18 protein-coding genes are annotated in these 19,347 nt (G+C 62.6%); 5 read left to right on the top strand and 13 right to left on the bottom strand.

The window, feature by feature from the left end; genetic code table 11:
- Positions 1-5 precede the first annotated feature (5 nt).
- The 8 genes from PSAKL28_RS04920 to PSAKL28_RS04955 form a co-directional block, all read right to left on the bottom strand.
- The gene (locus PSAKL28_RS04920; RefSeq protein WP_038607313.1) at positions 6-1,160 is read right to left on the bottom strand and encodes an efflux RND transporter periplasmic adaptor subunit; all 1,155 of its coding nucleotides are present in this window, start codon (positions 1,158-1,160) and stop codon (positions 6-8) included.
- Between the two features lie 139 nt (positions 1,161-1,299).
- Positions 1,300-2,397, bottom strand: coding sequence for a DUF1513 domain-containing protein (locus tag PSAKL28_RS04925; RefSeq protein ID WP_038607316.1), 1,098 nt, complete (start codon positions 2,395-2,397; stop codon positions 1,300-1,302).
- Between the two features lie 2 nt (positions 2,398-2,399).
- Complete coding sequence (locus PSAKL28_RS04930; protein ID WP_038607318.1) at positions 2,400-3,464, bottom strand: imelysin family protein; 1,065 nt, start codon at positions 3,462-3,464, stop codon at positions 2,400-2,402.
- 16 nt (positions 3,465-3,480) lie between these two features.
- Positions 3,481-4,908 (bottom strand): di-heme oxidoreductase family protein, encoded by a 1,428-nt coding sequence (locus PSAKL28_RS04935; RefSeq protein WP_038607320.1) that lies wholly within the window; start codon positions 4,906-4,908, stop codon positions 3,481-3,483.
- A 233-nt stretch (positions 4,909-5,141) separates the two neighbouring features.
- Positions 5,142-6,503, bottom strand: coding sequence for an imelysin family protein (locus PSAKL28_RS04940; protein ID WP_038607321.1), 1,362 nt, complete (start codon positions 6,501-6,503; stop codon positions 5,142-5,144).
- 149 nt (positions 6,504-6,652) lie between these two features.
- Positions 6,653-8,704, bottom strand: a complete 2,052-nt coding sequence (locus PSAKL28_RS04945) for a putative bifunctional diguanylate cyclase/phosphodiesterase (RefSeq protein WP_038607324.1) — start codon at positions 8,702-8,704, stop codon at positions 6,653-6,655.
- Between the two features lie 337 nt (positions 8,705-9,041).
- Entirely contained in the window at positions 9,042-9,638 is a 597-nt protein-coding gene (locus PSAKL28_RS04950; RefSeq protein ID WP_038607326.1) for a superoxide dismutase, read from the bottom strand.
- A gap of 188 nt (positions 9,639-9,826) precedes the next feature.
- A complete protein-coding gene (locus tag PSAKL28_RS04955; RefSeq protein ID WP_038607328.1) occupies positions 9,827-10,426 on the bottom strand; it encodes a LysE/ArgO family amino acid transporter in 600 nt (199 codons plus the stop codon).
- A 124-nt stretch (positions 10,427-10,550) separates the two neighbouring features.
- Between PSAKL28_RS04955 and PSAKL28_RS04960 the strand changes: the two genes are divergently transcribed.
- From PSAKL28_RS04960 to PSAKL28_RS04970, 3 genes are all read left to right on the top strand, one after another.
- Positions 10,551-11,441 (top strand): LysR family transcriptional regulator ArgP, encoded by an 891-nt coding sequence (locus PSAKL28_RS04960; RefSeq protein ID WP_038607331.1) that lies wholly within the window; start codon positions 10,551-10,553, stop codon positions 11,439-11,441.
- A gap of 49 nt (positions 11,442-11,490) precedes the next feature.
- Positions 11,491-12,486, top strand: a complete 996-nt coding sequence (locus tag PSAKL28_RS04965) for an NAD-dependent epimerase/dehydratase family protein (protein ID WP_038607334.1) — start codon at positions 11,491-11,493, stop codon at positions 12,484-12,486.
- 88 nt (positions 12,487-12,574) lie between these two features.
- Positions 12,575-13,417, top strand: a complete 843-nt coding sequence (locus PSAKL28_RS04970; RefSeq protein WP_038607336.1) for a hypothetical protein — start codon at positions 12,575-12,577, stop codon at positions 13,415-13,417.
- 73 nt (positions 13,418-13,490) lie between these two features.
- Here PSAKL28_RS04970 and PSAKL28_RS04975 read toward each other — a convergent pair whose 3' ends face one another.
- Genes PSAKL28_RS04975 through PSAKL28_RS04985 form a run of 3 tightly spaced genes read right to left on the bottom strand, consistent with a single transcriptional unit; the run spans position 13,491 to position 16,043 of the window.
- Positions 13,491-14,540, bottom strand: coding sequence for an alkene reductase (locus PSAKL28_RS04975; RefSeq protein ID WP_038607339.1), 1,050 nt, complete (start codon positions 14,538-14,540; stop codon positions 13,491-13,493).
- 17 nt (positions 14,541-14,557) lie between these two features.
- Positions 14,558-15,727 carry an MFS transporter gene (locus PSAKL28_RS04980; RefSeq protein WP_038607342.1) on the bottom strand — a complete coding sequence of 390 codons (1,170 nt, stop codon included), beginning with the start codon at positions 15,725-15,727 and terminating at the stop codon, positions 14,558-14,560.
- Positions 15,728-15,740: 13 nt separating this feature from the next.
- A complete protein-coding gene (locus PSAKL28_RS04985; RefSeq protein WP_038607345.1) occupies positions 15,741-16,043 on the bottom strand; it encodes an ArsR/SmtB family transcription factor in 303 nt (100 codons plus the stop codon).
- A 153-nt stretch (positions 16,044-16,196) separates the two neighbouring features.
- On the opposite strand from PSAKL28_RS04985, the gene PSAKL28_RS04990 reads away from it, so the two are divergent.
- On the top strand, positions 16,197-16,778 hold the full coding sequence (locus PSAKL28_RS04990) for an acyl carrier protein phosphodiesterase (protein WP_038607348.1): 582 nt from the start codon (positions 16,197-16,199) through the stop codon (positions 16,776-16,778).
- On the opposite strand, the gene PSAKL28_RS04995 is transcribed toward PSAKL28_RS04990, so the two are convergent.
- Both PSAKL28_RS04995 and olsB read right to left on the bottom strand, forming a co-directional pair.
- Positions 16,775-17,563 carry a lysophospholipid acyltransferase family protein gene (locus tag PSAKL28_RS04995; protein WP_038607351.1) on the bottom strand — a complete coding sequence of 263 codons (789 nt, stop codon included), beginning with the start codon at positions 17,561-17,563 and terminating at the stop codon, positions 16,775-16,777. The two genes, PSAKL28_RS04990 and PSAKL28_RS04995, sit on opposite strands and share 4 nt — an antisense overlap.
- A complete protein-coding gene (olsB, locus tag PSAKL28_RS05000) occupies positions 17,563-18,318 on the bottom strand; it encodes an L-ornithine N(alpha)-acyltransferase (protein ID WP_038607354.1) in 756 nt (251 codons plus the stop codon). Before olsB ends, PSAKL28_RS04995 begins: the two co-directional genes overlap by 1 nt.
- A 133-nt stretch (positions 18,319-18,451) precedes the next feature.
- Here olsB and PSAKL28_RS05005 point away from each other — a divergent pair, with 133 nt between their 5' ends.
- Complete coding sequence (locus PSAKL28_RS05005; protein WP_038607356.1) at positions 18,452-19,339, top strand: acyl-CoA dehydrogenase middle domain-containing protein; 888 nt, start codon at positions 18,452-18,454, stop codon at positions 19,337-19,339.
- The last annotated feature ends 8 nt before the right edge of the window (positions 19,340-19,347 follow it).

The raw sequence follows: 19,347 nt of genomic DNA on the forward strand, positions 1-19,347 counted from the left end.
CTCGATCAGTTGGCGCGCGACTGGTGGTTGTTCTCTGGGGCTTGCAGGGTCTTGTCCGGGCTGATGCTGATTGACGCACCCTGGGTCAGTTTCAGTTGGCCTGCGGTCACCACCTGCTCACCGGCCTTGAGCCCCTTGCTGATTACCACCAGGCCATCGCGGCGCTCGCCGGTGTCGACAAAACGGCGTTCGGCGATCAGCTCTGGCTGACCCTCGGCGTTTTTCATTACCTGGCCGTCTTCGGTCTTTTTCGGCACGGCGACGTACACCGAGTTGCCGTAAAGGGTGTAGGTCACCGCACTCTCCGGCACCACCACCTGGGGTTGCGGGCTTGGCAGCAGGATCTGCAAGCTGCTGAACATCCCGGGCAACAGCTTGCCATCAGGATTGGCCAGGGTGGCGCGTACCTGTACGTTGCGGGTGCTGTCTTCGACTTTGGGGTTGATGGCGCTGATGGTGCCGGGGAAGGTCTGTTGCGGATAGGCGGCGACACTGACCAGCACCTGCTGGCCGATGCTCAGTTTGGGCACTGCCTGTTCGGCGACAAAGAAGTCGACATACAGGCTGCTCAGGTCCTGCAGCGTGGCGATCACCGTGCCGCTGGCCAGGTAGTCGCCGACGTCCACCTGGCGGATGCCGATGGTGCCACTGAAGGGCGCGCTGATACTTTTCTTGGCCAGGGCAGCCTTGAGCTGATCAACCACTGCCTTGTTGCGCTTGTATTGCGCGCTCAGACGGTCGAACTCACCACGGGAAATCGCCTGGCTGCCGACCAGCTGGCTGCCGCGATTGAAGTCCACCTGGGCAAGGCCGAGGTCGGCCAGGGCGGTACCGAGCAAGGCGGTCTCGACATCGCTGTCCAGTTGCAGCAGGGGTTGGCCCTTGCTGACCTTCTGCCCGGACTCGAACTGCAGGGTTTTCACCGTACCGTCGGTTTCCAGCCGCAGGTCGACGCCCTGCAAGGCTGTGAGACTGCCGACTGCGGGCAGGCGATTTTGCCAGGCGCGCTCGCTGGACTCGGCCGCCGCCACGCTGATCGGTGGTTTGGGGGCCGAGAACATCTGGACCTGCTGATAGATGGAGAACGCCTTGTAGCCCCCCAGAATCAGCACGAGCAGCAAAACAACACCTAACATGATGAGCATGCGGCGGCGCAGCATAGTCCAGTTCCTTGGATACGATTTATTGTTCGTTTGGCACGACTGCGGGCGATCCTGCCCACGTGCGCTGTAGCCGAATATTACTCGTTTGACCGGGTCAGGGAACCCTGTGTTCCCGGCTATTTATCAGGTGAGGCCGTCAGGCCAGGTGCAGGTGGTTGTCCCACAGACCGGAGGGCAGTTGCAGGGGCTGGCCGATCAATTCGCTGTTGCGGCAATCATAGAGACGGCAACGCCCCTGGCCGGAGGTGACGACAAAACCATCGGCCACCGCACCGACGCCGGCGCAGTCGGGCATCGGCGCATCCAGGCGCACTTGCGCGCTATCCAGGTCCCAGATGAACAGGCGATTGGCCCGTGGCGCGGTCAGGGCGACCAGGCGCAATTCGCTATGAATGGCCACGCTGGCGGTGTAGTTGGCCATCGACTGCAATTGCTGTTCGGGTACAGGAAAGGCCTGGAAGGCCTGGCCGGGCCGTTTGATCGCCAGCAGTTCGGCGGTTTCATCGCCGCTGCCCATGAACTGTTGCCCGGCGACGATGGTGCCATCGCTGGCAATCGCCAGATGGCGCACGCTGTTCATCTGCTGCGGCAAGACTTCCTTGCTCAGCAGCGTACCGTCGCGCTGCATCAGCACCAGGCTTGGCTGCATGGCGTCGAGGTTCATCTCGACGCGACTCTCGGCCTCGGTGCGAATGCCGCCATTGGCAACCACCAGGGTTTCGCCATCAGGCATCCACGACACCTGATGCGGGCCGATGCCGTGGGTGGAAATCTCGCCGCTATGAACCAGGCGCTCGCCATCGAAGCGGTACACACCGAGTACGCCACGGCCGGGATCGGTGGTGTCGTTCTCGGTGGCGTACAGCCATTCGCCGCTCTTGTGGATCACCGCGTGTCCATAGAAGTGCCGGTTCGGCTGCGAGGCGATGGTCTGCAGCAAACGACCATCGCGCAGGTCGATCAGGTAACTCTCGGTACCGGGGCGCCGGGCAACGAACAGGGCAAGCGGCTGCTCGGGGTGGTTGATGATGTCGTGGCAACGCTGGGCCACTTCGGTGGCGAACACCTGGGTGCCGTCCAGGCGATAGCCGACGGCGTAATGTTTACCGTCGCTGTCGTCGCGCGCCGAAAGCAGCAGGGGGCCGCTGTCCTTGCCGCGGAACAGGGTCCAGCCGCCCAGGGTCAGGGCGCTAAGCAGGACGCTACCGAGTTTGAGAGCCTGGCGTCGCAACATGATCAGTCACCGTCGTTGGCATTGAAGCCCAGCTGAATGCCCAGCGCCTTGGCCAGCTCGCCTTCGTGCAGGCGGTGGACGACGTTGAGGCTGTCGTAGATGTCGTTGAGCTGCTGGCGTCCGGCTTCGTCATCGAGCAGTTCGCCCAGCGGCTTCTGATTGGCGCTCAGCAGCTTGAGGGCATTGGCGTAGGCCGCGTCGATCTTGTCGGCCAGGGCTTTCTGGTCTTTGCCCAGCAGGCCGCGCAGGCCCTGGTTGTCGACACCGACCCAGACGGTTTGCGCTGCGGTCAGGCTGGCTTCCAGGCTTTTCAGCGAGGAATGGCTACGCCAGGCTTCGGCCTGCAGCGGCTGCGGGATACCTTTGCTCAGGCGGCCCATGGGTGCGCCAAGTTTTTTCTTCAGGGTATCGAGGGCAGTGACCTGGGCCCGCAGCAAATCGGCGATCGCCTCGTGGGAGTCGGCGTAGCGCTGGTTGGGGAACTTGGTCATCTGCGCAAGCATGCCGTCGGTGTTGTTCCAGCCTTTGAGGATGTCTTCGGCCAGGGCTTTCTGGTGCTCGCCGATGGCCACCAGCAGTGGGCAGTAACGGGCTTTCTGCTCGGCGCTGGCGACGTCTGGCTTGCTGTCGAAGAGGATGTACTCGTAGGCGGACAGACCGCGCACCACCACGCTGGACCTGGCCAGGCTCGCGGCATCGATCGGCTTGTCGGCGCTGACCAGTTGCTCGACCTGACGGCCGACCAGGTTCTTCTTGTCTGGCCAGAACTGTACCTGCCAGGCGCGGTTGCCTTCAGCCAGCGGGCCGATCAGCAGCGGTTGCAGTTCGGCCCAGGCTTTTTGTGCATGCAGGAAATCGGCGCGGGCGGTTGCCAGGTCGGCCTTGCCTTCGCAGTAGGCCAGGGCGCTGACGGCCAGCTGGCGGTCGGCTTCGACCCAGCGGCTGTAGGTCGGCAGGATCACCTGCTTGGCAATGGCGGCGGAGGTCACTGCCTGCGGGTCCTGCGGCGAGCAGGCGCCGAGGGCGAGGGCGGCAAGGCTGGTGAACAACAGTTTAGGACGGAACATGCCCGGCTCCTCTCTCTTAAAGTGAATTCAGGAACGCCAGCAACGCGGTGCGTTGCTCGGCATTGAAGGTCAAGACGTGCTGCCTGGCCGCTTCGGCTTCGCCACCGTGCCAGAGCACGGCTTCAAGCAGGTTGCGGGCGCGGCCATCGTGAAGAAATCCGGCTTGCGCGCTGACGGTCTGGGCCAGGCCGATGCCCCACAGCGGTGGGGTGCGCCAGTCCTGGCCGCTGGCGGCGAACTCGCTGCGGTTGTCGGCAAGGCCCGGGCCCATGTCGTGCAACAGCAAGTCGCTGTACGGGCGGATCAGCTGGTTGGCCAGCTCCGGCTCGGCAGCGTCGGCGGCCGTGGTGAAACTTGGGGTGTGGCAGCTCTGGCAGCCGGCCTGGTGGAACAGGTTCTTGCCGGCCAGCACCTGGGGCGAGTCGACGTCCTGGCGGATCGGTACCGCCAGGTTGCGGGCGTAGAACAGCACCAGGCGGGCAATGTTGTCACTGACTTCTTGCTCGCCATTGGCACCGTTGCCATTAGGGGCTTTCAGACAGTCGACCTGTGCCGGGGTGCAGTCGTCCATCGGCCGCAGGCTGCTGGTCAGGCCCATGTCGCCGGAAAACGCATGCACGTTCTGCTGGTTGATGTTCGGCTGTCCGGCCTTCCAGCCGAAACGGCCAAGGACGGTTTTGCCCAGGGCATCGTCCCAGACCTGGTTGGGCCGGCCACGGATGCCGTCGCCGTTGCGGTCGTCGGGATCGGCATTGGCCAGAATCGCCGCTTCGGGGATGGCTTCAAGCAGGCCCAGGCCGATCATCGGCGGGGCAACGCGGGCGGAAAAGCGTGTATCGGGGTGCATCGGACCGTAACCGAGCTGGCTGATCTGCAGCGTTGGCTGGCGCAGCTCGACCTGGGTGCCGTCCTTGAAGGTCACCGGCACCGGCGTGTACTCGACACGGACTTTGCCTTCGGGGGTGACGCCGGGTACGGCCATGTCCTGGAACTGACCGCCATAGACCGGCTCGGGCACGATGCCCAGTTGCTCGATGACTTTGGCGTAGTGCGGTTGGTCAGGAATCGACAGGCGCACGATCATCGACACGGCATGTTTGGCGCTGGGGCCGGGCGGATGGCCACGGCCATCCTTGATATGGCAGTTCTGGCAGGCGTTGGCGTTGAACAGCGGCCCCAGGCCATCGCGGGCGGTGGTGGTCGCCGGGGCGATCACCCAAGGATTGCGAAAGAAACTGTTGCCGACACTGAAGTCCAGGCGGCGGCTCGGCGCGAGGTTGGCCGAGGGCATGGAATAGGCGTTCTGGTCGCGCTTGTTGACCGTCGTCTTGCCACCGGCGAAGGCTTCGCCAGGTTCCGCCTGGGTGAAACGCGGGGCGTCGTCACAGGCGACCAGGGTCATGGCCAGAAGCAAGGGGCTGAGACGGAGCAGCAACGAAGACATCAAGAATCCTGAGCTTGAGCAAAAAACCGGCGTGCAAGCTTAGCAGGCTCAGGATCATGGAATAAGAGGGATTTGCGTTTGCTAGATGAAATCTGTTTGCGGCTGCTGATCGCGGGGCAAGCCCGCTCCCACTGGGATGGCACCAGATCGGTGGGAGCGGGCTTGCCTCGCGATAAATTGACGCATAAAAAAAGGCGACCCGCAGGTCGCCCTTTTCTGGCCCAGCCGCTGAATCAGAATTCGTGATCAGCAGTATCCGGGTTCAGGTTGGCAATGCCCAGCTTGCCGGCAGCCTGTTCGATCGCACCGGTCTGCTTGACCAGCGAAGCGATGGCGTCACGCACGATCTGGTTGCCGGCGGTGTTGTCGGCAGCGATCAGCTGGTCGTAGTGCTCGCCTTTTTGCGCGTGGTCGACAATGACCTGGATCTTCGCTTCAGTGGCTTCAAGGTCGGCCTTGAGGGTTGCGTCGGTGGCCGGATCGATCTTGGCCACCAGCGACGACAGGCTCGGGCCGGTCAGCTTGGTACCGTCAGGACGGGTGTACTCGCCGAGGTAGACGTTGCGGATGCCCTTGGCGTCGTAGAAGTGCGAGTAGTGGGTGTTGTCGCTGAAGCAGTCGTGCTCGTCTTCAGGCGAGTTGGCTTCCAGGGAAACCTTCATGCGCTCACCCGCCAGTTCACCCAGCGACAGGCTGCCCATGCCGAACAGCATTTTGCGCAGGCCATCGGTCACAGGCTCGGCTTCAAGCGTGGCGCGATAGTTGGTGGCGACGTTTGGTGCCCAGTTGCCGACCATGTCCTCGAGGTCTTTGACCAGCAACTGGGTCACAGCCTTGAGGTAGGCACGGCGACGTTCGTTGTGGCCGCCAGTGGCACCTTTGCCTTCCAGGTAGTCAGACGCTGGGCGGGCGCCAGCGCCTGGGCCGGTGCCGTTGAGGTCCTGGCCCCAGAGCAGGAATTCGATGGCGTGGTAGCCGGTGGCGACGTTGGCTTCGGAACCGCCCAGCTCATTCAGGCTGGCGAGTTTTTCCGGGGTGATTTGCTTGACGTCGATCTTGTCTTCGCCGACCTGGATCTCGGTGTTGGCGATGATGTTGGCCGCAGCACCTGGGTTGCCCAGGGCGTGCTCGTAGCTGGCGTCGACGTAGTCGATCAGGCCTTCGTCCAGCGGCCAGGCGTTCACCTGACCTTCCCAGTCGTCGACGATGGTATTGCCGAAGCGGAACACTTCGCTCTGCAGGTAAGGTACGCGAGAGGCAACCCAGGCAGCCTTGGCAGCCTTCAGGGTTTCGTCGTTGGGTTTGGCGAGGAACGCGTCGATAGCGGTCTGCAGGGTCTTGGCGGTGCTCAGCGAGTCGCTGTAGACGGCGTGAACCATGTCGGCGTAATGCTTGACCACCGCCTTGGCAGCGGCCTCGTCGACGGCGCCTGCCGCAGCCGGGGCTGCTGCGCTGGTAGCCGCAGCCGGGGCTGCTGCGCTGGTAGCCGGAGCCTGGGCTTGCGGTGCGGCGGCCTTGTCCTTGTCGTCGCCGCAACCGGCGAGAGAGATGGCAATGGCCAACAGACTGGCGGTGGCCAGAGGCATACGAATCATGGTGAATTCCTGCGTCGAGAGGTTGGGCAGGCGTACCGGGGTACGCAAAGCTGCAACATAATGCGAAAGATTTGCATTTTGTGTAAAGAGGCAGGCACGTAAATATTCAAATGCGTGCTTTCACCGCTTCGTTCAATGTCTTCAGGGGTTTAGAGAATCGAAACCTGATTGCGTTGCGCTTGCTTGAGGAACACCGTCAGCTCACGCGCCGGTAGCGGTTTGCTGTAGTGGTAACCCTGACCTTCATGGCAGCCCTGGGCGATGATGTAGGCCTCCTGCTCTGCGGTTTCCACGCCTTCGGCGATAACCTGCATGCCCAGGCTCTTGCCCAGCTGGATGATGGCGCGAACGATGGTCGCATCGTCGTCGTCATCGAGCAGGTCCTGGACAAAGCTCTTGTCGATCTTGATCTTGTCCAGCGGCAGTGATTTCAGGTAACTGAGCGAGGAATAGCCGGTACCGAAGTCGTCAATGGCGATCATTGCGCCGGACCGGCGCAGGCTCAGCAGGTGCTGGGCGGCGGTGCTGATGTCTTCCATCAGGCCGGTTTCGGTCACCTCCAGTTCCAGGCTACGCGGCGGCAGACGGTAGATCTGCAGCAGGTTGTTGACCACCCGTGGCAGTTCGTTGTGGTGCAGCTGCACGGTCGACAGGTTGACCGCCATGCGTAGTTCGCTGAAACCCTGGTCGTGCCATTCGCGCAGTTGCCGGCAGGCCTGGTCGAGCACCCATTCGCCGATGGCAATGATGTTGCCATTCTGTTCGGCCAGGGGGATGAACTGGTCCGGCGGGACCATGCCCAGTTCCGGATGCTGCCAGCGCAGCAACGCTTCGACACCGACCACACGGTGGTCGCGGTAGCTGATCTGTGGCTGGTAGACCAGGTACAGCTGATTGCGCGGCAGGGCTTCGCGCAGGTCTTTTTCCAGCTCGCGGCGGCGGCGCATCTCGCTGTCGACGCTGGCGATGTAGAACTGGTAGCGGTTGCGCGAGCGGGTCTTGGCCAGGGTCATGGTCTGCTCGGCTTTTTGCAGCAGCTTTTCGGTGCTGTCGCCGTCTTCCGGGAACAAGGTGATGCCGATGGTGGCGCGCAGGCGGATTTCCTGGTGGTCGAGGGCGAAGGGGGCTTCCAGGTCGTCGAGAATGCTCTGGGCCAGTTCCGCCGCTTCGTACGGTTGCTCGATATCGGCCTGGACCAGGGCGAACTGATCGCCGCCCAGGCGCGCCAGGGCGCCGAGCCGTCCACTGTGAGCGCGCAGGCGATCGGCCAGGGCCAGCAGCAATTGATCGCCGGCCTGGTAACTGAATTGCTCGTTGATACCCTTGAAGTCGTCAAGGCCGACGCACAGCACCGCGACCCGGCGCTGCAGGCGACCGGCATCGACCAGGATCTTGTCCAGTTGCTGTTGCAGTTGCTGACGATTGGGCAGGCCGGTCAGGAAGTCGTACTGGGCCATGCGCTGCAGGCTGTTTTCGGCTTCGTGACGCAAGTGTGTATTGCGCTCGATCGATGCCAGCAACTGGTTGGCGGTATTGACCCACACGCCCAGTTCGTTGCGCTCGTGGCCCTTGATCAACGGCAACTGGTGCTGGCTGGGGCGGTCGGGATTGATCTGGGTAAGGTGTTCAATGATCTTCGACAGCGGCTTGGTCAACATCCAGTGATAGACCAGGTACAGCACCAGGCCCATGGCCAGGGCGCGCAGAACCCCGGAAATAAAGATGATCACCGAATTGACCAGAAAACCTGCGCCATAGGACGCCGTGTCGAGGGTGATGCTCAAGTCGCCGTAATACTCGCTGTAGGGACCACGGCCGACCAGTTGAGTGTTGAAGGTGCGCTCCTGGCCGAGGATCAGGTCGGTCAACCAGCGCGTGCTCGACTCCTGCAATGGCCGGGATTTCTCGGCGAGCATGGTTTCGTTGGGATGGCCGATGGAGGCCATGCGCACCGATTCGTCCTGGAACAACCCTTCCATGACCTGCATGCCCATTTCCTTGTCCAGGCTATAGACCGCCTGGGTGGAAGGGTCGCGGAACATGTCGAGGATTCGCTGGGCGTCATTGGCCACTGCCTGGCGAGTCTTGTAGGCATCAAAGACGATCTGCGCACAACTGAGAACGACACCAACCACCAGTGCCGAGAGCAGTACGACCCTGAGCAACTTGACCGATAAGCTGTTCTTGAGTTCCAGCTTCAATGGGGTTTCCTTAATCCATGCGCATGGCATCATTTTGCCATCATTCTTGGCAATCCACTATCGGCCGTTGACAGAACATACCCCACCCGCGAGGAGATGGTATTGCTGCTATCACTGTATCGGTTGCCCGGCCTTGCGACTTTAATCCTGGAAGCAAACTTCCCAAGGTTTGATGTTAGCGCGGTATCAGTTTCGGGCAAGAGCCGGACCGCGTGAGACAGGCGAAAAAAAACCCGGACAAGCCGGGTCTTTTTGCTAGCGGTGGGAGCGGGCTTGCCCCGCGATTGCGTTTTGTCAGACAAATCGCATCGCGAGGCAAGCTCGCTCCCACAATTGCTTAAGCGGTGAAGGTCTTGCCTTCGAACTGCTCGGCAACGAACTTCCAGTTGACCAGGTTCCAGAACGCCTCGACGTATTTTGGACGCAGGTTGCGGTAGTCGATGTAGTAGGCGTGTTCCCAGACGTCGCAGGTCAGCAGCGGGGTGTCGCCGCTGGTCAGCGGGCAGCCGGCGCCGATGGTGCTGGCCAGGGCCAGGGAGCCGTCAGCCTTTTTCACCAGCCAGCCCCAGCCGGAACCGAAGGTGCCGACGGAAGTCTTGGTGAACTCTTCCTTGAACTTGTCGAAGGAGCCGAACGCAGCGTTGATGGCATCAGCCAGGGCGCCGGTAGGCTGGCCACCGGCGTTTGGCGCCAGGCAGTTCCAGTAGAAGGTGTGGTTCCAGACCTGAGCGGCGTTGTTGAAGATACCGCCCGAAGAAGACTTGACGATCTCTTCCAGAGTTTTGCCTTCAAACTCGGTGCCTGGCACCAGGTTGTTCAGGTTCACGACATAGGTGTTGTGGTGCTTGTCGTGGTGGTACTCCAAGGTTTCCTTGGAAATGTGCGGCTGCAGGGCGTCGTGTGGGTAAGGCAGCGGCGGCAATTCAAAAGCCATGGTGATTCTCCTAATCAGGTCTGTTGCGGTGAGCGCAAGGCCGATCACGGGCGGCCGGTGTGCGTCGGGGAGTTTGTACTCTTTGCGACGCAAGGGCTGGATCATAGCACCCGGCCCTGTGCTTAACCACGCAACAAGTGTACGGGAAAGAGGTTCCAGAGCCTTCGCCAGCGCCAGACCAGCGGTGCTCAGGTGAAGATCAGCTGCGCCGCCACGGCGAACATCATTACCGCCACCATCAGGTCGAGCAGACGCCAGGTGCCGGGGCGTGCCAGCCAGGGCGCAAGCCAGGCGGCGCCGAGGGCGAGGGTGAAGAACCACAGCAGCGAGGCGCTGGCCGCACCGGCCACGTAGGCACCGGGCTCGGTCTGCTGGGCACCCAGCGAGCCGATCAGCAACACCGTGTCCAGATACACATGGGGATTGAGCAGGGTCACCGCCAGGGCGCTGAGCAGCACCGCCCGGCGCGAGCGCAGGCCCTGGCCTTCACCCTGTTGCAGGCTCTGTTGCGAACAGGCGCGCAGCAACGCCTTGCTGCCGTACCAGATCAGGAACACCGCGCCGCCCCAGCGTGCCACCGCCAGCAAGGTCGGGTTTTGCGCCAGCACCGAGGCCAGGCCGAATACCCCGGCCGCCACCAGGATGGCATCGCAAAACACACAAAGTGCGGCTACCGGCAAATGATGTTCACGGCGCAGGCTTTGCGCCAGGACGAATGCGTTCTGGGTGCCGATCGCCATGATCAGGCCGAAGGCGACCAACAGGCCGTTCAGGTAGCTTTGCCACATAGGGGACACTCCACAGACACCAGCAGGACGCTGGCGGATAAAACCAAAAAAAGATGCTGGCGATTCTGGGGGGTGAATCTGTATAAGAAAAACAAATAAACCTGATCTGGCATTAGGAAAAATAATGTTCGACTACAAACTGCTTGCCGCCCTCGCCGCGGTCATCGAACAGGCCGGTTTCGAACGTGCGGCGCAGGTGCTGGGGTTGTCGCAATCGGCGATTTCGCAACGCATCAAGCTGCTCGAGGCGCGGGTTGGGCAACCGGTACTGATACGCGCCAATCCGCCCACCCCGACGGATGTCGGCCGGCGTCTGCTCAACCATGTACAGCAGGTGCGGCTGCTGGAACGCGACCTGCAAAGCCAGGTGCCGGCGCTGGACGAGGAGGGCATGCCCGAACGGTTGCGCATCGCCCTCAACGCCGACAGCCTCGCCACCTGGTGGGCAGGGGCGGTCGGTAGGTTTTGCGCCGACCAACAGGTTTTGCTGGACCTGGTGGTCGAGGATCAGGAGGTCGGTCTCAAGCGTATGCGGGCGGGTGAGGTGGCGGCGTGCCTGTGTGGTAGCGAACGTCCGGTCGCCGGTGCGCGCAGCATACTGTTAGGGGCCATGCGTTACCGTGCCCTGGCCAGCCCGGCGTTCATGGCCCGTTACTTTGCCGAAGGCTTTGATGCCAGGCGTTTGCCGCGCACGCCGGCACTGGTGTTCGGCCCGGATGATTTTCTCCAGCATCGCTACCTGGCATCACTGGGTATCGAAGACGGCTTCCTACATCACCTGTGCCCCTCTTCCGAGGGCTTTTTGCGTATGACCGAGGCCGGTCTGGGCTGGGGACTGGTGCCGGAGCTGCAGGTGCGTGAGCAACTGGCCAGCGGGTGTCTGGTAGAAATTTCAGCGGATAAACCCATCGACGTGCCTTTGTACTGGCATCATTGGCGTAATGGCGGACAACTGCTCGGGCAATTGACCGAACACCTGCATCAGACCGCCCGGCAGTGGCTAGTGCCGTTGTAAGGTCTGGCAGCGTCAGCAGCATCTGAAAATTGGTAAGGCGGAGTGGTACATGCGAATTCTGGTCACCGGCGCAAGCGGCTTCATTGGCGGGCGCTTTGCGCGCTTTGCCCTGGAGCAGGGCCTTGAGGTTCGGGTCAACGGCCGGCGCGCCGAAGGGGTCGAGCACCTGGTGCGGCGCGGGGCCCAGTTCATCCCCGGCGACCTTGGCGACGCGGAACTGGCCAGACGCCTGTGCCAGGGCGTCGATGCCGTGGTGCACTGCGCCGGGGCCGTGGGTAACTGGGGGCGCTACCAGGACTTCTACCAGGGCAATGTGGTGGTCACTGAAAATGTGGTCGAGGCGTGCCTTAAAGAGCATGTACGGCGCCTGGTGCACCTGTCGTCGCCGTCGATCTACTTCAACGGGCGTTCACAGCAGAACATCCATGAAGAGCAGGTACCGCGGCGCTTTTATGATCACTACGGGGCCACCAAGTACCTGGCCGAACAGAAAGTCTTCGGTGCTCAGGAGTTCGGCCTCGAAGTTCTGGCCTTGCGCCCGCGCTTTGTCACCGGGGCCGGTGACGTCAGTATTTTCCCGCGTTTGTTGCAGATGCAACGCAAGCGCCGCCTGGCCATTATCGGCAACGGTCTGAACAAGGTCGATTTCACCAGTGTGCAGAATCTCAACGAGGCGCTGCTGAGCGCGTTGTTCGCCGATGAGCAGGCGCTGGGCCAGGCCTACAACATCAGTAACGGTCATCCGCTGCCGTTGTGGGATGTGGTCAACTATGTGATGCGCCAGATGCAGTTGCCGCAAGTCACCCGTTACCGCTCGTTTGGCCTGGCCTACAGCCTGGCGGCGCTCAACGAGGGCGCCTGCATGCTTTGGCCTGGGCGCCCACAGCCGACCTTGTCGCGCCTGGGTATGCAGGTGATGAGCAAGGATTTCACCCTGGACATCAACCGTGCCCGGCAGCTATTGGACTACCGGCCAACGGTCAGCCTGTGGACCGCGCTGGACGAGTTCTGTGGCTGGTGGAAGGCTCAAGACCTGCGACAGTGAACCGGCAAGCGGGTTTGCGGTCGATCAGTGCGCGGTGTAAGCGGTTTATACTAGTGCCCATTTGCTATTACTGCGGTTGAAGGCTCTCATGCGTAACGATGCTCAAGACGATTTCGACAATGTCCCGACTCTGCGTGCCGGTACCCGGGATGACGATGACTTTGACCCCTTGCCGCCAGGCGCTGGCCTGACTGCCGGTGGCGCGCGCAAGGCCCCGCGGGCGGCCAGCACCGGGCCATTGTGGGCGCTGTTGGGGGCGTCTTTCATTGCCCTGGCCGGGCTTGGCTGGTGGAGCTTTCAGCAGGTGTCGTTGATGGAGCAGCAGCTGGTAGCGACCCAGGAGAGTTTTGCCCGGATCAGCGAAGAAGCCGCGGGACGCCTGCAGGCTATCAGTGGCAAGGTCGATGCCAGCGAGTCTAGCGTCAACAGCGGTAGCGAAGCCTTGAAACTGCAGATCAAACAGCTACAGGCCAACCTTGTCGAGCAGAGCAAGCAGCAACAGGGTGTTGCCGGGCAGGCGGGGGATCTGGGCAAGCGTTTGGAGCAAGTATTGGCGCAGGCCACTGAAGAGCAGGCGGCGACTGCCAAGCTGCAAGCTGAATTGCAGACCCAACTGAAAGCGGTGAACAGCGAACTGGCGGCCTTGAAGGCGGCTCAGGTGGACGGCGGCAAGCTCGACACCCAGATCAACAGCCTAACTGGCGAGGTTGCCGCGTTGAAGAAACAGGGCAATCCGAGTGCGGCCATCGAGCGCCTGGAGCAGGATCTGCTGGTGCTCAAGAGCGAGCAGGAGAATCGTCCGGCGGCACCTGCGGCCAGTGGTGCTTCGGTTGCCGAGTTCGATGCGTTTCGCCGGCAGATGACGCGTAGTCTCAATACCTTGCAAAGCCAAGTGCAGAACCTGCAACAGCAGATCAATGCGCGGCCTTGATCATCGCGGGGCAAGCCCGCTCCCACAGGTTAATTAAATCTCCTGTGGGAGCGGGCTTGCCCCGCGATGCTTTTTACATCCGCGGATAGTCGATATAACCGACCGGCCCTTTGCTATAGAAGGTCTCAGGACGCGCGTCGTTCAACGGCGCATCCGCTGCCAGGCGGGCCGGCAGGTCCGGGTTGGCGATGAACGGCACACCGAAGGCCACCGCATCCGCCCGGCCGTTGGCCAGCGAAGCGTTGGCACTGGCCTTGGTGAAGCGCTCGTTGACGATGTAAGGGCCAGCGAAGGCTTCCTTGATCAACGGCCCGATGCTGTCGTCAGCTTCCTTCTCCCGCGAGCAGATAAAGGCAATCCCGCGCTTGCCCAGTTCACGGGCCACATAAGTAAAGGTTTCGGCGCGATTGGCGTCTCCCATGTCATGGGAGTCGGCACGTGGCGCCAGGTGTACGCCCACGCGTTGCGCGCCCCACACGTCGATCACCGCATCGGTCACTTCCAGCAGCAGCCGGGCACGGTTTTCCAGCGAACCACCGTACTGGTCGCTGCGCTGGTTGGTGCTGCTCTGCAGGAACTGATCGAGCAGGTAGCCGTTCGCGGCATGCACTTCGACACCATCAAAACCTGCGGCCTTGGCGTTCTCGGCACCGGTGCGGTAGGCCTCGACGATATCGGCGATTTCTTCCGTTTCCAGGGCCCGTGGCGTCGGGTAGTCAGCCAGTGGGCGGACCAGGCTGACGTGGCCTTTAGGCTGGATCGCGCTCGGTGCCACCGGGGTTTCTCCGTTGAGGTAGAGCGGATGCGAGATGCGCCCGACATGCCACAGCTGCAGGAAGATCCGCCCGCCGGCGCCATGGATGGCCTTGGTGACGTTGGTCCAGCCACGCACCTGGTCATCGGACCAGATACCCGGGGTGTCCGGATAACCGACGCCCATTGGCGTCACCGAAGTGGCCTCGCTGAGGATCAGGCCGGCGCTGGCACGTTGCACGTAGTACTCGGCCATCAACGCGTTGGGTACCCGGCCTTCATCGGCACGGCAGCGGGTCAGCGGAGCCATGATGATGCGGTTCGGCAATTCGAGGTCGCCGAGGGTGATCGGATCGAAAATAGTCGTCATATAAACCTCAAGGCTGATCAGTGAGTGGCAGGTGCCAGTTCGGCGTTGTTGCCGCGCTGGCTGAAGGTAATCAGGGTGACGATCAGGGCCAGCACGGCCAGTGCAGCGGCGGCCAGTGGAACGCGGGTCAGGCCCAGTCCTTGCGCGATGACCGTGCCGCCGACCCAGGCGCCGAGGGCGTTACCCAGGTTGAAAGCACCGATGTTCAGGGTCGACACCAGGTTCGGAGCAGCCTTGCCGAAGGTCACCACGTTGACTTGCAGGGCCGGTACCGCGGCAAAGGCGGCCGTGGCCCAGAGGAACAGGGTGATCTCGGCGGGGATCAGGGCAACGCTGGTCCAGCTCAGTACGGTGGAGACCACCGCCATGCTGGCGAACACACCCACCAGGGTGGCGCCCAGGCGCTTGTCGGCCAGCTTGCCGCCAACGATGTTGCCCAGGGTCAGGCCGACGCCGATCAACAGCAGGGTCCAGGTCACGCCCCGCGGCGAAACACCGGTGACATCGCCAAGCAGCGGTGCGACGTAGGTGAACAGGGCAAACATCGAGGCCGAGAACAGCACGGTCATCGACAGCGACAGCCAGATTCCAGCACCCTTGAGCGCCGCCAGTTCGGCGCGCATGTCGAGTTTTTCCTCGTCATGGCGAAACGGCAGGAAACGGATCAGGCCGATCAAGGCGATGACACCGATCACCGTCACTGCCCAGAAGGTCGAGCGCCAGCCGTACTCCTGACCCAGCGCGGTGCCCAGCGGTACACCGAGCACGTTGGCCAGGGTCAGGCCGGTGAACATCAGGGCCACCGCCGAAGCGCGGCGATTGGCCGGTACCAGGCTGGCGGCAACCACCGAACCGATGCCGAAGAAGGCGCCGTGACACAGGGCGGTGACCACCCGGGCGAACATCAGCAGGTTGTAGTCGCTGGCCACCGCACACAGCAGGTTGCCGACGATGAACACGCCCATCAGCGCGATCAGGGCTGCTTTGCGCGGCAGCTTTGAGGTGGCCAGGGCCATGAACGGCGCACCGATGGCCACGCCCAGGGCGTAGCCGGTGACCAGCCAGCCAGCGCCGGGGATCGACACACCGAGGTCCGCCGCGACATCGGGCAGCAGGCCCATGATGACGAACTCGGTGGTGCCGATGGCGAAGGCGCTGAGCGCCAGGATGATTAGCGAAAGGGGCATTGCAAGGTCCTTGTCAGAGCTCTTGGCTCATCTGCTTGAGGAAGGCCTGGATGGTTTCCTCATTGCGTTTGAAAAAATGCCACTGTCCGATCTTCTGGCTGCTGATCAGCCCCGCGCGCTGCAAGGTGGCCAGGTGGGCCGAGACCGTGGACTGCGACAGGCCGCAGCGTTGGTCGATCTGCCCGGCGCAGACACCGTGTTCGGTGCTGTGGTGCTGGTCAGGGAATTGCACGTCCGGGTCTTTCAGCCAGTTGAGGATTTCTCGCCGTACTGGGTGGGCCAGGGCTTTTATTATTTCGTCGAGATCGAGAGGCATGGTTGGGCTCATGGTTGTGTAGCGGTATATCGCGATGGAGCGAAATATAAATCGGTATTTCGCGATATACAAATATGAAGATGTTCTTGGATCAGCGTAAATCGCTATATCGGGTTATAACGATATGGGCGGGGCCAGTGCTAGACTGCACGAATGAACTACCTCGCACACCTTCATCTGGGCGGACAACAACCCGAGCAACTGCTTGGCAGCCTCTATGGGGATTTCGTCAAAGGGCCGTTGGCCGGGCGTTATCCCTTGCCGCTGGAAGCGGCGATCCGCCTGCACCGGCAGATCGATGTATTCACTGACAGTCATCCGCTGGTGCTGCAGTCTCTCGGGCGTTTCCCCCGGGAGCGGCGGCGCTATGCTGGGATCATCCTCGATGTGTTTTTCGACCATTGCTTGGCGGCCCATTGGCAGGACTATGCCGAACAGCCCCTGGAGCAGTTCACCGGTCGGGTCTATCAGGTGCTGGCGGCGCAGGCGGACCTGCCTGGCCGACTGGCGCAGATCGCACCGTCTATGGCGGCAGATGACTGGTTGGCTTCGTACCGTGATTTTGCGGTGCTGGAGCAGGTGTTCCGTGGCATCGCCAGGCGCTTGTCACGCCCCGAAGGGATGGACGGCGCCCTCGAGCTGGTCGATGCGCTGTATGCGCCATTGATGGATGACTTTCGCAGCTTTTATCCCGAGCTGCAGGCCTTCGCCGGCAAGGCCCTGGCTCGGGTTTAGGCGGCTTTTGCCCGGCGTTGTGGTTGAGCAAGCGGCTGCTCGGCGCCAAACAGCGCCACCTGAATGGCTTGCTGGGCCTTGAACGCCAGGGCTGCGCGTTCTTCGCCAGCACTTGGGATCGGCCGCAACAGCTTGATTTCCACTTCAGCACAGTCATTGGCAAACAGCCGCATCAAGTGCGAGAGCAGGTCGTCGTCACCAATGAACGGCGCGATTGCATCGGCCTGGCCATCGCGCAGGTAACGCACGGCCACCGGTTGCAGCGGCACCTGGGTATCGATGGCGCTGGCCAGCAGGCGACCGTGGAAAGTGCGCAGGCTGCGGCCATCGGTGGTGGTGCCTTCCGGAAAGATCAACAACGCGCCGGCCTGTTGCAGGTGCTGGCTGATCTGTTTGCGCAGTAACTGACTGTCGTTGCCGCCACGGCGGATGAACAGCGTGCCGGCCTTGAGTGCCAGCCAGCCGGCCACCGGCCAGCTGCGCACTTCGGCCTTGGACAGGAACGACAAGGGGGTGAGCATGCCCAGCAGCGGAATGTCGGTCCAGGACACATGGTTGCTGACCCACAGCATCGGTTGTTGCGGCACCTGGCCAAGCACCCGGACCTTGAAGGGCAGGGCGTTGCTCAGCTGGCGCATGAACAGTTGCGACCAGCGCTGACGGCGCTCGGCCGAGGCTGGAATATGCAGGCGTTCATACAGGCTGAACAATGCCGCCATGCCCAAGCCGAGCAGCACCACCAGTACTACCCGCAGGACGCGTGCGAAGACGCGCAGGCCCCGCATCAGACCGCCGCCTTGAAGTGGCGGGCGTAGCGCGGGCAGAGTTCGTCGCGCTTGAGCAGGATGAACACGTCGGCGACCTGGAAGTCTTCATCCCAGCACGGCTCGCCGCAGATTTTCGCGCCCAGGCGCATGTAGGCTTTGAGCAGCGGCGGCATTTCGGCGATGACATTGCCGGGCAGGGCCAGGCTCGGCAGCGGCTTTTTCGGTTCGGCACGTAGGTGTTCGGTGCACAGGTAGCGTTCGCGTAGGCGTTGCATGATCGCGTGGGCCTGGACGCCGCCGTCCTGCATGGGAATGCTGGCGCAGCCCATCAGGTAGCTGTAGCGCCCTTCATTGAGCACTTCGGCCAGTTCCGCCCAGAGCACGGCGATGGTGCCGCCATTGCGGTAGGCCGGGTCGACACAGGTGCGCCCCAGTTCGAGGATCGGCCCCTGCAGATGGCCAAGGCCATGCAGGCTGAACTCTTCTTCACTGTAGAAACGCCCCAGGCTGCTGGCGGCCTGGTGGTCGAGCAGGCGTGTGGTGGCGACCAGACGACCGCTATTGAGGTCGCGCACGCCGATGTGACGGCAGTGAATGTCGTAGTCATCCATGTCCAGGCCCAGCTCGGCACCTTTGAGCTTGGCCTTGAACTCACCGCTGAAGACGCTGAAACGAAGGGCCTGTGCTTCCTGCAGGGCGCTTGGCCCGACCAGGCGTTCGGCTTGCAGACGGCGTTCAGTGCTGTTGTCGCTAGAGCGAGCGATCCGAGTCATTACGAGTCTCCATAAGCCAGCCATGGGGTTGCGGCCGGTCGACTTTGTTGTGCAAGCTCAGCCTAGGTAGACGCGGTGTCACCCCCATGAATCTTTGGTGATGCTTGTATGACAGCCCTCAAGGAGCACGGCGATGGTCTGGCTGCAACGACTCAACGACCCACAGCGGCATCCCCTCTCAGGTGATCTGGGCGAGACCTACAGCAGTCTGCTGGCGCGTCTGGACACGGTCAGCCCGTTCGAGCTGGCGGTACTCGGCGGGCGCGCCATGCCGACCCCGGGGCTGGCGTTTCTGCTTGGCTACCAGGCGGCCTTGCGCATGCTCTGGCCGAGTGCCCCGGCCAGTATTGGCGCCTTGTGCGCCAGTGAGCGGCGCAGCGTGCGCCCGGCCGACATGCAGGTGCGCCTGGATGACCTGCGCCTGACCGGCAGCAAGGATTTCGTCACCGCCGGGCTGGATGCCGACTGGCTGTTGGTGGCCGCGCGCAGTGAGCCTGCGGGTGAGGCGCCGCAAGTGAGTCTGGCGGTGGTCTATCCCGGTGAACCCGGCGTGCGGCTGGAGCCATTGCCGGCCTTGCCGCTGATGCCGGAAGTCGCTCATGCCCGCCTGCACCTGGACCAGGCGCTGTGCGAGCGTTTGGCCGGCGATGGCTGGGATGCCTACGTCAAACCGTTCCGCACCCTTGAAGACCTTTACGTGCTCAGCGCCTTGTGTGCCTGGTTGTATGGCGTCGGTCAGGACAACGCCTGGCCCCAGGGCCTGCAGTTGCGCCTGATCGGTTTGCTCGGTGGCTGCGCCGAAGGCAGTCGGCAATGTGCCGACTCCACGGCGTGTCATTTGCTGCTCGGCGGCCTGTTTGCCCAGTTCACCGCGCTCAAGGACGAAATCAACCAGGCTTTGAGCAACAGTTCCGGCGAGTGGGCGACGCTGTGGCAGCGTGACCAGGGATTGCTGGAGATCGCCAGCGCCGCCAGGGCCAAGCGCCTGGCCAAGGCCTGGGCCAGCGCCGGATTGTCATGAAACGCAGC

Source organism: Pseudomonas alkylphenolica, from assembly GCF_000746525.1.
Lineage (GTDB): Bacteria > Pseudomonadota > Gammaproteobacteria > Pseudomonadales > Pseudomonadaceae > Aquipseudomonas > Aquipseudomonas alkylphenolica.

Coding starts and splice junctions, on each gene's coding strand:
- PSAKL28_RS04955 (WP_038607328.1), bottom strand. CDS start 10,426: ATGTGGCAAAGCTACCTGAACGGCCTGTTGGTCGCCTTCGGCCTGATC.
- PSAKL28_RS04995 (WP_038607351.1), bottom strand. CDS start 17,563: ATGCGGGGCCTGCGCGTCTTCGCACGCGTCCTGCGGGTAGTACTGGTG.
- PSAKL28_RS04980 (WP_038607342.1), bottom strand. CDS start 15,727: ATGCCCCTTTCGCTAATCATCCTGGCGCTCAGCGCCTTCGCCATCGGC.
- PSAKL28_RS04960 (WP_038607331.1), top strand. CDS start 10,551: ATGTTCGACTACAAACTGCTTGCCGCCCTCGCCGCGGTCATCGAACAG.
- PSAKL28_RS04965 (WP_038607334.1), top strand. CDS start 11,491: ATGCGAATTCTGGTCACCGGCGCAAGCGGCTTCATTGGCGGGCGCTTT.
- PSAKL28_RS04950 (WP_038607326.1), bottom strand. CDS start 9,638: ATGGCTTTTGAATTGCCGCCGCTGCCTTACCCACACGACGCCCTGCAG.
- PSAKL28_RS04990 (WP_038607348.1), top strand. CDS start 16,197: ATGAACTACCTCGCACACCTTCATCTGGGCGGACAACAACCCGAGCAA.
- olsB (WP_038607354.1), bottom strand. CDS start 18,318: ATGACTCGGATCGCTCGCTCTAGCGACAACAGCACTGAACGCCGTCTG.
- PSAKL28_RS04935 (WP_038607320.1), bottom strand. CDS start 4,908: ATGTCTTCGTTGCTGCTCCGTCTCAGCCCCTTGCTTCTGGCCATGACC.
- PSAKL28_RS05005 (WP_038607356.1), top strand. CDS start 18,452: ATGGTCTGGCTGCAACGACTCAACGACCCACAGCGGCATCCCCTCTCA.
- PSAKL28_RS04975 (WP_038607339.1), bottom strand. CDS start 14,540: ATGACGACTATTTTCGATCCGATCACCCTCGGCGACCTCGAATTGCCG.
- PSAKL28_RS04985 (WP_038607345.1), bottom strand. CDS start 16,043: ATGCCTCTCGATCTCGACGAAATAATAAAAGCCCTGGCCCACCCAGTA.
- PSAKL28_RS04940 (WP_038607321.1), bottom strand. CDS start 6,503: ATGATTCGTATGCCTCTGGCCACCGCCAGTCTGTTGGCCATTGCCATC.
- PSAKL28_RS04920 (WP_038607313.1), bottom strand. CDS start 1,160: ATGCTGCGCCGCCGCATGCTCATCATGTTAGGTGTTGTTTTGCTGCTC.
- PSAKL28_RS04970 (WP_038607336.1), top strand. CDS start 12,575: ATGCGTAACGATGCTCAAGACGATTTCGACAATGTCCCGACTCTGCGT.
- PSAKL28_RS04930 (WP_038607318.1), bottom strand. CDS start 3,464: ATGTTCCGTCCTAAACTGTTGTTCACCAGCCTTGCCGCCCTCGCCCTC.
- PSAKL28_RS04925 (WP_038607316.1), bottom strand. CDS start 2,397: ATGTTGCGACGCCAGGCTCTCAAACTCGGTAGCGTCCTGCTTAGCGCC.